Annotated in this window: 11 protein-coding genes and 1 pseudogene; 11 read left to right on the forward strand and 1 reads right to left on the reverse strand. The window is 70.5% G+C overall.

The window, feature by feature from the left end; all coding sequences use genetic code 11:
* The first annotated feature begins 1 nt into the window (after window position 1).
* The 5 genes from rbbA to BN940_RS12430 are packed head-to-tail and all read left to right on the forward strand — an operon-like array spanning window position 2 to window position 7,374.
* Window positions 2-2,839 carry a ribosome-associated ATPase/putative transporter RbbA gene (gene rbbA / locus BN940_RS12410; protein WP_043683514.1) on the forward strand — a complete coding sequence of 946 codons (2,838 nt, stop codon included), beginning with the start codon at window positions 2-4 and terminating at the stop codon, window positions 2,837-2,839.
* 1 nt (window position 2,840) lies between these two features.
* On the forward strand, window positions 2,841-3,974 hold the full coding sequence (locus BN940_RS12415; RefSeq protein ID WP_043683516.1) for an ABC transporter permease: 1,134 nt from the start codon (window positions 2,841-2,843) through the stop codon (window positions 3,972-3,974).
* Window positions 3,975-4,000: 26 nt separating this feature from the next.
* The gene (gene phbB, locus BN940_RS12420) at window positions 4,001-4,747 is read left to right on the forward strand and encodes an acetoacetyl-CoA reductase (protein WP_043683519.1); all 747 of its coding nucleotides are present in this window, start codon (window positions 4,001-4,003) and stop codon (window positions 4,745-4,747) included.
* A gap of 12 nt (window positions 4,748-4,759) precedes the next feature.
* Window positions 4,760-6,172: a bifunctional enoyl-CoA hydratase/phosphate acetyltransferase gene (locus BN940_RS12425; protein ID WP_043683522.1), complete on the forward strand. Its 1,413-nt coding sequence runs from the start codon at window positions 4,760-4,762 to the stop codon at window positions 6,170-6,172.
* Window positions 6,169-7,374, forward strand: a complete 1,206-nt coding sequence (locus tag BN940_RS12430) for an acetate/propionate family kinase (protein WP_043683525.1) — start codon at window positions 6,169-6,171, stop codon at window positions 7,372-7,374. Before BN940_RS12425 ends, BN940_RS12430 begins: the two co-directional genes overlap by 4 nt.
* 25 nt (window positions 7,375-7,399) lie before the next feature.
* Here the strand turns inward: BN940_RS12430 and BN940_RS12435 are convergent, their stop codons facing one another.
* Window positions 7,400-7,996, reverse strand: a complete 597-nt coding sequence (locus tag BN940_RS12435) for a recombinase family protein (protein WP_052355829.1) — start codon at window positions 7,994-7,996, stop codon at window positions 7,400-7,402.
* A gap of 443 nt (window positions 7,997-8,439) precedes the next feature.
* Between BN940_RS12435 and BN940_RS19890 the strand changes: the two are divergent.
* From BN940_RS19890 to BN940_RS19020, 6 genes and pseudogenes are all read left to right on the forward strand, one after another.
* Window positions 8,440-9,557 (forward strand): annotated as a pseudogene (locus BN940_RS19890) (EAL domain-containing protein).
* 175 nt (window positions 9,558-9,732) lie between these two features.
* On the forward strand, window positions 9,733-10,344 hold the full coding sequence (locus BN940_RS12445; RefSeq protein WP_043683526.1) for a TetR/AcrR family transcriptional regulator: 612 nt from the start codon (window positions 9,733-9,735) through the stop codon (window positions 10,342-10,344).
* A complete protein-coding gene (locus BN940_RS12450) occupies window positions 10,341-11,495 on the forward strand; it encodes an efflux RND transporter periplasmic adaptor subunit (RefSeq protein WP_043683529.1) in 1,155 nt (384 codons plus the stop codon). Before BN940_RS12445 ends, BN940_RS12450 begins: the two co-directional genes overlap by 4 nt.
* Entirely contained in the window at window positions 11,492-12,694 is a 1,203-nt protein-coding gene (locus BN940_RS12455) for an ABC transporter permease (protein WP_043683532.1), read from the forward strand. The genes BN940_RS12450 and BN940_RS12455 overlap by 4 nt, the downstream gene beginning before the upstream one ends.
* A gap of 5 nt (window positions 12,695-12,699) precedes the next feature.
* Complete coding sequence (locus BN940_RS12460; RefSeq protein ID WP_043683534.1) at window positions 12,700-13,410, forward strand: ABC transporter ATP-binding protein; 711 nt, start codon at window positions 12,700-12,702, stop codon at window positions 13,408-13,410.
* Window positions 13,411-13,454: 44 nt separating this feature from the next.
* Window positions 13,455-13,658 carry a hypothetical protein gene (locus BN940_RS19020; protein ID WP_148304956.1) on the forward strand — a complete coding sequence of 68 codons (204 nt, stop codon included), beginning with the start codon at window positions 13,455-13,457 and terminating at the stop codon, window positions 13,656-13,658.
* Window positions 13,659-13,691 lie beyond the last annotated feature (33 nt).

Raw genomic sequence — 13,691 nt, forward strand, 5'->3', positions numbered from 1 at the left:
CATGACGCAGGACGCTTCCGTCGCCCGGATCCAGGGGCTGAGCCACCGCTACGGCAAGACCCGGGCGCTGGACCGCATCGACCTCGACATCCCGGCCGGCCGCATGGTCGGCCTGATCGGCCCGGACGGCGTGGGCAAATCCACCCTGCTGTCGATCCTGGCCGGAGCCCGCGTCATCCAGGAAGGCCGGGCCGAGGTCCTGGGCGGCGACATGGCGCGGCGCGCCCACCGCAAGCGCACCTGCCCGCGCATCGCCTACATGCCTCAGGGGCTGGGGAAGAACCTCTACCCCACTCTCTCGGTCGAGGAAAACCTGCAGTTCTTCGCCCGCCTGTTCGGCCACGGGGCCGCCGAGCGGCGCCGCCGCATCGACGACCTGACCCGCAGCACCGGCCTGCACCCCTTCCTGGCGCGGCCGGCCGGCAAGCTCTCGGGCGGCATGAAGCAGAAGCTCAGCCTGTGCTGCGCCCTGATCCACGACCCGGACTTCCTGATCCTGGACGAGCCGACGACCGGCGTGGACCCCCTGGCCCGCGCCCAGTTCTGGGAGCTGATCGCCCGCATCCGCGCCGGCCAGCCGGCGATGAGCGTGGTCGTCGCCACCGCCTACATGGACGAGGCGCAGCGCTTCGACTGGCTGGTCGCCATGGACGCGGGCCGCATCCTCGCCACCGGCACGCCGGCCGAGCTGCTGCGGACCACGGGCCAGGCGACGCTGGAGTCGGCCTTCATCCACCTGCTGCCGGCCGCCCGGCGCGAGGGCTACGCCCCCGTGGAGATTCCGCCGCTGCCCGGAGACGGCGAGCAGGACATCGCCATCGAGGCCCACGACCTGACCATGCGCTTCGGCGATTTCGTCGCCGTCGATCACGTCAGCTTCCGCATCCGCCGCGGCGAGATCTTCGGCTTCCTCGGCTCGAACGGCTGCGGCAAGTCGACCACCATGAAGATGCTGACCGGACTGCTGCCCGCCAGCGAAGGCCGCGCCTGGCTGTTCGGCCGCGAGATCGATCCCGACGACCTGGACGTGCGCCGCCGGGTCGGCTACATGTCGCAGTCCTTCTCGCTCTACGGCGAGCTGACGGTGCGCCAGAACCTGGTCCTGCACGCCCGCCTGTTCCACGTCCCGCCGGAGCGCATCGACGAGCGCGTCCGGACCATGGTGGCGCGCTTCGGCCTGGGCGAGGCGCTGGACATGCTGCCCGACAGCCTGCCGCTGGGCATCCGCCAGCGCCTGTCGCTGGCCGTGGCCATGGTGCACGAGCCCGAGCTGCTGATCCTGGACGAGCCGACCTCGGGCGTGGACCCGGTGGCCCGCGACGAGTTCTGGCGCCTGCTGATCGCCCTGTCGCGGCGCGACCGGGTGACGATCTTCATTTCCACCCACTTCATGAACGAGGCCGAGCGCTGCGACCGCATGTCCATGATGCATGCGGGCCGCGTGCTCGACAGCGACCGGCCCGCCGAGCTGGTGCGCAAGCGCGGCGCCCGGACGCTGGAAGAGGCCTTCATCGGCTATCTGCTGGAAGCCAGCGGCGAGCCCGCGCCGTCCCCGGGGACCGTCGCGCCCGAGGCCGCCGCGCCTGGGACCAGCGTACCTGGGACCGCCGCACCTGGGACCGCCACGCCCGAGGCGCCGGCGACCCCCGCCGCGGGCGCGGGCGCGAACCCCGGAACCCCCGTCCCCGCGCCCCGCCGGGCGCCGCGCATCCCCTCCTTCAGCCCGGGCCGCCTGTTCAGCACCATGCGGCGCGAATCCATGGAACTGCGCCGCGACCCGGTGCGCGGCACGCTGGCCCTGCTGGGCTCGCTGGTGCTGATGTTCGTCATCGGCTTCGGCATCAGCATGGACGTGGAGAACCTGAGCTTCGCGGTGCTGGACCGGGACAACAGCACGATCAGCCGCGACTATGCGCTGAACCTGTCGGGCTCGCGCTACTTCGTCGAGCATCCCCCCATCCTCGACGAGGCCGACATGGACCGCCGCATGCGCAGCGGCGAGCTGTCCCTGGCGATCGAGATCCCTCCCGGCTTCGGCCGCGACCTGCTGCACGGGCGCACGGCCGAGATCGGCGCCTGGATCGACGGCGCCATGCCGCAGCGCGCCGAGACCCTCAAGGGCTATGTCCAGGGCATGCACCAGCAATGGCTGGCGCAGCAGGCGCGGGAACGCCTGGGCGTGCCGGTCGCCTCGGCGGCCGACCTGGAGACGCGCTTCCGCTACAACCCGGACGTGCGCAGCCTGCCGGCCATGGTGCCGGTGGTCATCCCGCTGCTGCTGATGATGCTGCCGGCCATGCTCACGGCCCTGGCCGTGGTGCGCGAAAAGGAGATCGGCTCGATCATCAACCTGTACGTCACTCCGGTGACGCGGACGGAATTCCTGCTGGGCAAGCAGATCCCCTACATCGGCCTGGCGCTGCTGAACCTCGCGGCGATGTGCCTGCTGTCGGTCACGGTCTTCGACGTGCCGATCAAGGGCAGCGTCGCCACCCTGGCGCTGACCGGCGTGCTCTACTGCGTCGCCGCCACCGGCCTGGGCCTGCTGGCCTCGGCCATGACGCGCAGCCAGATCGCCGCCATGTTCTTCACCATGATCGCCACCCTGATCCCGGCCATCCAGTTCTCGGGCCTGATGGACCCGGTCAGCTCGCTGGAGGGCCTGGGCCGGATCGTCGGCCAGACCTACCCGGCCGCCTACATGTTCACCATCAGCCGGGGCGTCTTCAACAAGGCGCTGGAATTCCGCGACCTCTGGCCCTCGATCTGGCCGATGATGCTGTCCATCCCGGTCATCCTGGGCGCGGCCATCGCCCTTCTGCGCAAACAGGACCGCTGACATGAGGCTGCAATCTTCCCTCGGCACGATCTGGCGGCTGGGCATCAAGGAGCTCTGGAGCCTGTGGCGCGACCCCGTCATGCTGGTGCTGATCGCCTTTTCCTTCACCGTCTCGGTCTACACCGCCGCCACGGCCGTGCCCGAGACCCTGCACCACGTCGCCATCGCCATCGTGGACGAGGACCATTCCCCGCTGTCCCAGCAGATCACGGCCGCCTTCTATCCGCCCCAGTTCATCCCGCCCGCCATGATCGGCCACGAGGAAGTGGACCCCAGCATGGACATCGGCCGCTATTCCTTCGTGCTGAACATCCCGCCGAACTTCCAGCGCGACGTGCTCTCCGGCGGCGCGGCCGAGATCCAGATCAACGTGGACGCCACCCGCATGAGCCAGGCCTTCACCGGCAACGGCAACATCCAGCGGATCGTCCTCGACGAGATCGAGACCTTCCTGCGCGGGCGCAATCCGTCGATGGCCCCGCCGGTGGACCTGGTGCTGCGCGCGCGCTTCAATCCCGCCCTGGAAAAGTCCTGGTTCGGCGGCCTGATGGAGATCATCAACCAGATCACCATGCTGTCGCTGATCCTGACCGGCGCCGCCCTGATCCGCGAACGCGAGCACGGCACCATCGAGCACCTGCTGGTCATGCCCGTCACGCCGGCGCAGATCATGCTCTCCAAGGTCTGGTCCATGAGCCTGGTGGTGCTGGCCGCCGCCGCCCTGTCGCTCAACGGCATCGTGCGCGGCCTGCTGCAGGTGCCGATCGAAGGCTCGCTGCCGCTGTTCTTCACCGGCGCCACGCTGCACCTGTTCGCCATGACCGCCATGGGCATCTGGCTGGCGACCCTGGCGCGCAACATGCCGCAGTTCGGCATGCTGATGATCCTCATCCTGCTGCCGCTGCAGATGCTCTCGGGCAGCACCACGCCGCGCGAGAGCATGCCGCGGTTCGTCCAGGACCTGATGCTGGCCGCGCCGACCACGCACTTCGTCGAGCTGGGGCAGGCGATCCTGTACCGGGGCGCCGGCTTCGAGGTCGTCTGGCCCTCGTTCGCCGCGCTGCTGGTCATCGGTTCCATCATGTTCCATCTCTCGCTGCGGCGGTTCCGTTCGACCATCGGCAGCATGGCCTGATTTCCCACCCCACCAAGGAGCCCACCATGTCCTCTTCCCATACCGCACTGGTCACCGGCGGCACCGGCGGACTCGGCCAGGCCATCGCCCGCGCCCTGCACGAGCAGGGCCACACCGTCCTGGTCGCCCACTCCCCCGGCAACGACCACGTCCCCGCCTGGCTGCAGGCCCAGGCCGGCGACGGCTACACCTTCCACGCCTACGGCGCCGACGTGGCCGACGAAGCCTCGTGCCTGGCCATGGCCGAACGCATCCGGGCCGACGGCCACCGGGTGGACATCCTGGTGAACAACGCCGGCATCACGCGCGACGGCACCTTCCGCAAGATGCGGAAATCCGCCTGGGACAGCGTGCTGCGCACCAACCTGGACTCCATGTTCAACGTCACCCATCCCTTCGTCGACGACATGGCCGAGGCCGGCTGGGGCCGCATCGTCAACATCGCCTCGATCAACGGCAGCAAGGGCCAGTTCGGCCAGACCAACTACGCCGCAGCCAAGGCCGGGATCCACGGCTTCACCAAATCGCTGGCGCTGGAACTGGCGCGCAAGGGCATCACCGTCAACACGGTATCGCCCGGCTACATGGACACGGCCATGGTCGCCGCCGTGCCGCCCGACGTGCTGGAGAGCCAGATCATTTCCCAGATCCCGGTCGGCCGGCTGGGCCGCCCCGAGGAGGTCGGCGCCCTGGTCGCCTTCGTCTGCAGCGACCTGGCGGCCTTCATGACGGGCAGCAACCTGGCCATGAACGGCGGCCAGCACATGTACTGAGGCGCGCACCCCATGAGCGATTCCTCTTCCCTCGCGCCCCTGCGCAACCGCACCTTCGACGAACTGGCCGTGGGCGACCGCGCGCGCATCGAACGCACCCTGGGCCTGCGCGACATCCAGCTGTTCGCCGCGGTCTCGGGCGACGTCAACCCACAGCACCTGGATCCGGACTACGCCGCCCACACGCCCTTCCAGGGCATCATCGCCCACGGCATGTGGGGCGCCTCGCTGATTTCCGCCGTGCTGGGCACGCAGCTGCCCGGCCCGGGCACCCTCTACCTGAGCCAGAGCCTGACGTTCCGGGCGCCCGTCCGGGTCGGCGACACCGTGGCCGTCGAGGTCCGGATCACGGCGCTCGAACCGCAGCACCGGCACGTGCGCCTGGCCTGCGCCTGCACCCTGCCCGACGGCACGGTCGCCATCGAGGGCGAGGCGCTGGTGCAGGCGCCGCTGGAATCCATCGAGTGCGCCCGCACCACGCTGCCCGAGATCCACATCCAGGATCCCGCCCACGGCGGCCTGCACACGCTGCTCGCCCACGTGCGCGGCCTGGAGCCGATCCGGGTGGCGGTGGTGCATTCCTGCGACGAGATCAGCCTGCGGGCCGCCCTGGATGCGCGGCGGGAAGGCCTGATCGACCCGATCCTGGTCGCCCCGCGCGCCCGGCTCGAACGGACCGCGCAGGCCCTGGGCGCCACGCTCGACGGCCTGGACATCCGCGACGTGCCCCACAGCCACGCGGCCGCCGGCCAGGCCGTGGCGCTGGCCCGCGCCGGCGAGGTCGAAGCCCTGATGAAGGGCAGCCTGCACACCGACGAACTGATGGCGGCCGTGGTGGCCGGCGACGGCCTGCGCACCAAGCGCCGCGTCAGCCACTGCTACCTGATGCAGACGCCGCGCTACCCGCGCCCCTTCATCATCACCGACGCCGCGATCAACATCGCCCCCACCCTGGACCAGAAGGCCGACATCATCCGCAACGCCATCGACCTGGCCCACGCGATCGGCGTGGCCGAACCGCGCGTGGCCATCCTGGCCGCGGTGGAAACGGTCAGCGCCGCCATGCCCGCCACGCTGGACGCCGCCGCCCTGTGCAAGATGGCCGACCGCGGCCAGATCACCGGCGGGCGCCTGGACGGGCCGCTGGCCTTCGACAACGCCGTGTCGCTGGCGGCCGCCCACGTCAAGGGCATCCGCTCGGAAGTCGCCGGCCTGGCCGACATCCTGGTGACGCCCGACCTGGAAAGCGGCAACATGCTGGCCAAGCAGCTGATGTACCTGGGCGATGCCGCCAGCGCCGGCCTGGTGCTGGGCGCCCGCGTGCCCATCATCCTGACCAGCCGGTCCGACACCTACGAATCCCGCATCGCCTCGTGCGCCCTGGCCCTGCTGCTGGCGCGCCACTACCGGAGCACCCCCCTATGACCATCGGCCAGACCTCCACGTCCGGGCAAGCCCTGATCCTGGTGCTGAACTGCGGCTCCTCGAGCATCAAGTTCGCGCTGTTCGACACCTCGGCCGATCCGCTGCCGCGCCGCCCGGCCTGGAACGGCAAGGTCCAGGGCATCGGCGGCGAGCGGCCCGACTTCGGCGAGACCGGCGTGGCGCCGTTCGCCGTCCGGCTGGATCCCCAGGCGCCCTACCGCTGCGCCCTGGACCTGATCCTGCGGCGCGTGCACGCCCGGCTGGGCGACGGGCGCCTGGTGGCCGTCGCCCACCGCGTCGTTCACGGCGGCAGCAAGTACTTCGCGCCGGTGCGCATCGACGCCGGCGTCCTGGAGGATCTGCGCGGCTACGTCCCCCTGGCGCCGCTGCACCAGCCCTTCGCGCTGGAGGCCATCGACATCCTGCTGAGCGAACGGCCCGGCCTGCCCCAGATCGCCTGCTTCGACACCGCCTTCCACCATACCGTGCCGCAGGTCGAGCAGATGCTGCCGCTGCCCTACGACGCCTGGGAACGCGGCCTGCGCCGCTACGGCTTCCACGGCCTGTCCTACGAATACCTGTCCATCGCCCTGCCCGAGCGCCACGGCGACCGGGCGCGCGGCCGCGTCATCGCCGCCCACCTGGGCAGCGGCGCCAGCCTGTGCGCCCTGCGCGACCTGCGCAGCCAGGCCACCACCATGGGGTTTTCCGCGCTGGACGGCCTGATGATGGGCACCCGCACCGGCTCGCTGGACCCGGGCGCCGTGCTCTACCTGATGGAGATCGAGCGGCTCAGCCTGGAGGAAGTCGGCCGCATCCTGTACCACGAATCCGGCCTCAAGGGCGTCTCGGGCATCTCGCCCGACCCGCGCGACCTGCTGGCCGCCGAGGCCCGCGCGCCCCGCGCGCGCCTCGCGCTGGACCTGTACGTGCGCCGCATCGTGCGCGAGATCGGCGCGCTGACGGCGGTGCTGGGCGGACTGGACATGCTGGTCTTCACCGCGGGGATCGGCGAGCACAGCGTCGAGCTGCGCCGGCGCGTCTGCGAAGGCCTGGCCTGGCTGGGCGTGGCGCTGGACCCGGAGGCCAACGCGGCCCAGGCCACGACGCTGTCGACGCCGGACAGCGCCGTACGGGTCGCCATGGAGCCCACCAACGAGGAATGGATCGCCGCCCGGCACGCCCTGGACCTGCTGGGCTGAGACGGTGCGCCGGGCGGACGGCCGGCTACACCGAAGGGGAAGCGGCCAGCCGCCTCAGCGTGGCGACCGACACGCCGAACTGATCGGCGACCCGCGCCGCCGGCTGGCCCTGGTCGAGCAGCGCCCGGGCCGCCAGGCGCTGCTGCGGCGTCAGCGAAGGCGGGCGGCCGATGCGCTGGCCCCGCGCCCGCGCCGCCGCCATCCCCGCCCGGGTCCGTTCGCTGATCAGGGCACGCTCGAATTCGGCCAGCGCCGCCATCATGTGGAACACCAGCTTGCCGCCGGGCGTGCCGATGTCGATCTGCTCGCACAGGGAACAGAAGCCGATGTGCCGCTCTCCCAGGCTGTCCAGCAGCTGGATCAGCCCCGACAGCGAGTGCCCCAGGCGGTCCAGCCGCCAGACCACCAGCCGGTCGCCGGCGCGCAGCGAGCGCAGCAGCCGATCCAGACCTTCCCGGCGCATCGTCGCGCCCGACACCCCGCGATCCACGAAGATCGGGTCACAGCCCGCATTCCTCAGCGCGCGCATCTGCAGGCCCATGTGCTGCTCGTCGGTCGATACCCGGGCATAGCCGAACACCCTGCGGGCCGCACCCGCGCCCTGCGTCTTGCCGATCGCCATGACTCGCTACCTTGACTTCCATTCGCCTTCCCGTCCAGCAGAAAGCGGGCGAACTATAGGGCAGCACGGGCCGGGACAGCGGCGCCACTTATGAGAAAAAGTTTCTTTCCGCCAACGGCGACCCGGCGCCCATCCCGATGATGGGGCGAAGGGCCTCATTCCGACACGGGTCGATCGGATAATTATTTGAAACCTAAATAGTTTCTATTTAATTTTCCTGGATGCACCAAATCGACAATTGTTTTCTCTATATGTTGCCAAAAAACATCGTTTCTTCATGCCAAGAACTTTCAAAAGGGAACCCTTTTGAACACATGGAGAGCGGCGGCACGGCCCGCTCCCCGCTGGATTCCCCGGTGATGAGCGGCGCGCGGGCGCAGATCCGGGTCGGCAACCTGCACCAGCTGGCCCAGGCCCGCGGCGGCGGCCCGCCCGCGCAGGTGATGCGGGCGCTGCGCGATCACCTGATCACGGCGCGCGTCCCGCGCGGATCCATCCGGTTCGCGGGCAATGCCATCGAAGTCGATCTGGCCGGCATCTGGCCGTTCAGCGTGTACTCGGTCTCCCTGGCCGATCAGTTCTGGCGCACGCTGTGCGCCGACCTGGGCGACGCGCCCATCGATTGCGGGGACGACCGTTTCTATCCGCTCCTGCACATCGCCCTGTCGGGCCTGAGCCTGCACGAAGTGCCCCAGGACAGCCTCGACCCCCTCGATCCCGATCCGGCGTTCGCCCCCTGCCAGGCCACCCCGCTCCTGCGCAACGACATCGCGCTGTGCGCGCGCTGGCTGGACGAATTGCGCGCCGGACAGCTGCAGCTGGCATTCCAGCCGGTCCTGCGGATCGATCCCGGGGACGGCGCCTGCCTGTACCAGGAAGCGCTGCTGCGCCGGGCGGAGGATCCCGCGGAATCCCCCGCCGCCGCCATCCAGGCGCTGGAGCGCCAGGGGCTGATCGGGCGGCTGGACTGGAGCGTCCTGTGGACCGTCATCGGCCTGCTGGAAATCCATCCCGACCGTGAACTGGCGTGCAACATTTCGGCGCTGACCCTGCGGCCCAACGCCTGGTGGCGCGAATTGGTCCGCTACCTGTGCGGCCGGCGCGCCGTGGCATCGCGCCTGCTGATCGAACTGACCGAAACCAGCCCATCGCCCACCCGGGATCCGCCCTGCGGCTGATGCGCGAACTGCAGGACACCGGGGTGCGCATCGTGCTGGACGACATGGGCAGCGGACACGCCGAACTGTCGGCCCTGAACGGCGCACGCTACGACGCCGTGAAGATCGACCAGTCCCTGCTGCGGCAGGCGCGCCAGGGCCCCGCCGGACGGGAAACCCTGAAATGGGTCACGCGGGCCTGCGCCCATCGCAGTCCCTGCGTCGTCATCGAAGGGGTGGAAAGCCCCGACGACCTGCACCTGGTGCGATACGCCGGCGCCCAGGCCGCCCAGGGCCATTTCCTGGGCAGGCCAGAAACCGGGCCGGAGTGGAACTTCCGCGAACCCTGCACCGTGCTGAACCGCCTGCAGGAATACCTGACGGATCAAAGGCCCGCGCGGTGATGCGCAGGGTGCATTGAGCACCGGCGGGGCCGGGGCTCCCCTGGACGACACCCTGGACGACGTGTTCCGCGGCTGATTCCGGTCCGCGGCGCGTCCGCGCGGCAGACGGGACCATCGCCACTCCGCGCTTCCCGTGATAAGATAGTAATCAATTACTCTCTTTGCGAGAAACGGGATGCCGCAATCCACTCCGAAACACCTGCCGGCGGACGAACGGCGGGCGGCCACCGTGCGGGCGGTCATCGAGCTGGCCGCCGACCGCAACCCGGCCGACATCACGACGGCCGCCATCGCCCAGCACATGCGGCTCACCCAGGGCGCGCTGTTCCGGCATTTCCCCAGCAAGGAAGCCATCTGGGACGCGGTGATGGCCCACACCAGCGAGACGCTGCTGGCGCGCATCGACGCGGCCGCCGCGCGGGCCGTCGGCCCGCGGGCGGCGCTGGAGGCCATGTTCCACGCCCACGTGGATTTCATCGCCAGCCACCCGGGCGTGCCGCGCATCCTGTTCGCCGAACTGCAGCACGACCGGGAGACGCCCGCGAAGACCCGCGTGCTGGCCCTGCTGGAGCACTACCGCGAACGGCTGCTGGAGCAGGTCCGCCGCGGCATCGACCGGGGGGAATTGCAGGACACGCCGGATGCGGACGCCCTGCCGGTACTGTTCGTGGGCATGATCCAGGGCCTGGTGATCCAGTCCATGCTGGCCGGCGACATCCGGCGCATGAAGCGCCAGGCGCCCGCCCTGTTCGCCCTGTTCCTCCAGGGCATCGGAGCCCGCCCATGAAAGCCCCGCGCATCGACAGGAAACGCGTGCTGCTGGCCGCGCTGGCCCTGGTCCTGCTGGGGCTGTTCCTGTACGTCGCCCTGCAATCCGGGCCGCTGGCCCGCATCCCGGTCACCACGGCCCGGGTTGAGGAAGCCTCCATCCGTCCGGTGCGCTTCGGCATCGGCACCGTCGAGGCCCGCCAGATCCACCGGATCGGCCCGGCCCTGACGGGCCGGCTGCTGCGGCTGGACGTGGAAGTGGGCGATGCCGTGCGGGCCGGCCAGGTGCTGGGCGAGATCGATCCCGTGGACCTCGACGACCGCATCCAGGCCCAGGTGGCGGCGCTGTCCCGCGCGCGCGTGCTGGCGCGGGAATCGGGCATCCGCCAGGACCGGGCCGAAGTCCAGCTGCGCCGCTACGAAACGCTGCTGAAGGCCTCGGCCATCAGCGAGGAGACCGCCAGCGACAAGCGCCACGAGCTGAAACTGGCGCAGGCCGCCCTGGAGGCCGCCACGCGGGAGGCCGAACGGCTGCAGGCCGAACTGGCCGCGCTGCGCGCGCAGCGGCGCAACCTGGCGCTGGTCTCGCCCATCGACGGCTTCGTCCTCACCCGCGACGCGGACCCGGGCACGATCCTGATGGCCGGGCAGGCCATCGTCCAGGTGATCGCGCCCGGCGCGCTCTGGATCGACGCGCGCTTCGACCAGGCCGGCTCCGCCGGCCTGTCCGCCGGGCTGGCGGCCCGGATCGTGCTGCGCTCCCGCGGGCGGGAGCCGGTCGAGGGCCGGATCGTCCGCATCGAGCCGGTCGCCGACGCCATCACCGAGGAACTGCTGGCCAAGATCGCCTTCGACGCCCCGCCCGCGCCGCCGCCCGCCCTGGGCGAGCTGGCCGAAACCACGGTGGAACTGCCGCCCACCCCGCCGGGCCCCGTCGTCTCCAACGCCGCCCTCCGCCACCAGGACGGACGGCCCGGCGTCTGGCGCATCCAGGACGGGCGGCCGGTCTTCGTCCCCATCCGCGTCGGCGCCGCCGACGCCCGGGGCATGGTCCAGGTGCTGGACGGACTGAACGCCGGCGATCTCGTCATCGTCCACAGCGCCAGCCCGCTGACCGCCCGCAGCCGGGTCCGCGCCACCGGTCCGGCGCAGGCGGAGCCAGCGGCATGATCAGCCTGGCCGGACGCGACATCCTGCATGCCTGGGGGAAATTCCTCTTCACCGGCATCGGCCTGGGGCTGCTGATCGGCGTCACGCTGATCATGGCGGGCGTCTACCGGGGCCTGGTGGCCGATGCGCGGGCCCTGCTGGACAACAGCGGCGCCGACCTGTGGGTCGTGCAGAAAGACACCCAGGGACCCTATGCCGAGAACTCCAGCCTGCCCGACGACGCCTACCGCGCCATCCTGGGGCTGGAGGGCGTGGACCAGGCGGCCAACGTCACCTACCTGACCATGCAGGCGCACCATCGCGGCCGCGACGTGCGCATCATGGTGGTGGGCGTGGCCCCGGGCACGCCGGGCGCGACGCCGGGCTGGCCGCCCGGCCTGGTGGCCGGCCGCCAGATCGTCCTGGGCCACTACGAGGCCGTGGCGGACGTGGCGGCCGGCTTCGCCCTGGGCGACCGGATCACCATCCGCCGCCACGAATACGCCATCGTCGGCCTGACCCGGCGCACGGTGTCCTCCAGCGGCGACCCGATGGTCTTCATCCCCCTGAAGGACGCGCAGCAGGCGCAATTCCAGAAGGACAACGACGCCATCCGGCAGAGCCGCCGGCGCGCCGCCGCCAATCCCGGGCTGAACCGGCCCGGCAACGATTCGGCCCTGCGGGCCGTGCTCGACAGCCAGGCGGCCAATCCCTACGTCAACGCCGTCCTGGTGACGCTGGCTCCGGGCGCGGACGCCGCCGAGGCCGCCGCCCGCATCCAGCGCTGGACGCGCCTGTCCGTCTACACGCGCGCCCAGATGGAAACCATCCTGGTGGACAAGCTGGTGGCCTCGTCGGCGCGGCAGATCGGCATGTTCCTGGCCATACTGGCCCTGGTCAGCGCGGCCATCGTGGCCTTCATCATCTACACCCTGACCATGGACAAGATCCGCGAGATCGCCGTGCTCAAGCTGATCGGCACGCGCAACCGCACCATCGCCGGCATGATCCTGCAGCAGTCCCTGGCCCTGGGCCTGATCGGCTTCATGGTGGGCAAGATCGCGGCGACGTTCTCCGCCCCCGTCTTCCCCAAGTACGTGCTGCTGACGCCGGCCGATTCCATCGCGGGCCTGGCCGCCATCCTGCTGATCTGCGCCCTGGCCAGCCTGGTGGCCATCCGCATCGCCCTGCGGGTCGATCCCGCCAACGCCATCGGATGAACGCCATGACCGGTTCCGGCATCCTGATCGAGGGCCTGAGCAAGCGCTATGGCCAGGGCGACACGGCCGTGCTGGCCCTGCGCGACGTCAACATGTCGGTCGCGCCCGGCGAGGTCGTCGGCCTGATCGGCCCCTCGGGCTCGGGCAAGAGCACGCTGCTGAAGTGCCTGGGCGCCGTGATCGACCCGACCGGCGGGCGCATGACGCTGGGCGGCGAGCTCATCTACGACGAGGGCTGGCGGGTGAAGGACCTGCGCGCGCTGCGCCGCGACCGGATCGGCTTCATCTTCCAGGCACCCTACCTGATCCCGTTCCTGGACGTCACCGACAACGTGGCCCTGCTGCCGATGCTGGCGGGCGCGGGCAAGCGCGAGGCCCGCGCCCGCGCGCTGGAAGTGCTGGCCTCGCTGGAAGTCGGACACCGCGCCCAGGCCATGCCCCCGCAGCTGTCCGGCGGCGAACAGCAGCGGGTCGCCATCGCGCGCGGGCTGGTCAACCGCCCGCCGGTCATCCTGGCCGACGAGCCGACGGCGCCGCTGGACAGCGAGCGCGCCATGGCGGTCGTGCGCATCCTGCACCACATGGCGCGGCAGTACCGGACGGCCATCATCGTGGTGACGCACGACGAAAAGATCATCCCCACCTTCAAGCGGATCTACCGCATCCGCGACGGCGCCACCCACGAGGAAGCGGGCGAAGGCCGGCCCTTCGACTGAGCCCGCATTGTCCTGCCTCAACACCGGCGCGCCCCGAATTGCCTATGATCCCCCCATCAGCCCCCATCGAGCGCGACGCCATGTTCTTCCACAGCAACCTGCTCCTGGTCCTCTTCATCCTGGGGATCATCGCCATGTTCATCGGCTTCGGTTTCCGCGACCGGAATCCCGGCATCATCCTGCTGGGCACCGGTTTCCTGGTGGCCCTGTTCGTCGTCATCCGCAAGGCGATCGACGTCTTCGGCTGAGGATTCCCCAAAAGACGCCCCGGGGACGAACAG

Source organism: Castellaniella defragrans 65Phen, from assembly GCF_000612685.1.
Classification (GTDB): Bacteria; Pseudomonadota; Gammaproteobacteria; order Burkholderiales; family Burkholderiaceae_B; genus Castellaniella; species Castellaniella defragrans.

What these genes read in the sequence shown, in the direction of transcription:
- rbbA (WP_043683514.1), top strand. Translation starts at nt 2, where the DNA reads ATGACGCAGGACGCTTCCGTCGCCCGGATCCAGGGGCTGAGCCACCGC.
- BN940_RS12415 (WP_043683516.1), top strand. Translation starts at nt 2,841, where the DNA reads ATGAGGCTGCAATCTTCCCTCGGCACGATCTGGCGGCTGGGCATCAAG.
- phbB (WP_043683519.1), top strand. Translation starts at nt 4,001, where the DNA reads ATGTCCTCTTCCCATACCGCACTGGTCACCGGCGGCACCGGCGGACTC.
- BN940_RS12425 (WP_043683522.1), top strand. Translation starts at nt 4,760, where the DNA reads ATGAGCGATTCCTCTTCCCTCGCGCCCCTGCGCAACCGCACCTTCGAC.
- BN940_RS12430 (WP_043683525.1), top strand. Translation starts at nt 6,169, where the DNA reads ATGACCATCGGCCAGACCTCCACGTCCGGGCAAGCCCTGATCCTGGTG.
- BN940_RS12435 (WP_052355829.1), bottom strand. Translation starts at nt 7,996, where the DNA reads ATGGCGATCGGCAAGACGCAGGGCGCGGGTGCGGCCCGCAGGGTGTTC.
- BN940_RS12445 (WP_043683526.1), top strand. Translation starts at nt 9,733, where the DNA reads ATGCCGCAATCCACTCCGAAACACCTGCCGGCGGACGAACGGCGGGCG.
- BN940_RS12450 (WP_043683529.1), top strand. Translation starts at nt 10,341, where the DNA reads ATGAAAGCCCCGCGCATCGACAGGAAACGCGTGCTGCTGGCCGCGCTG.
- BN940_RS12455 (WP_043683532.1), top strand. Translation starts at nt 11,492, where the DNA reads ATGATCAGCCTGGCCGGACGCGACATCCTGCATGCCTGGGGGAAATTC.
- BN940_RS12460 (WP_043683534.1), top strand. Translation starts at nt 12,700, where the DNA reads ATGACCGGTTCCGGCATCCTGATCGAGGGCCTGAGCAAGCGCTATGGC.
- BN940_RS19020 (WP_148304956.1), top strand. Translation starts at nt 13,455, where the DNA reads ATGATCCCCCCATCAGCCCCCATCGAGCGCGACGCCATGTTCTTCCAC.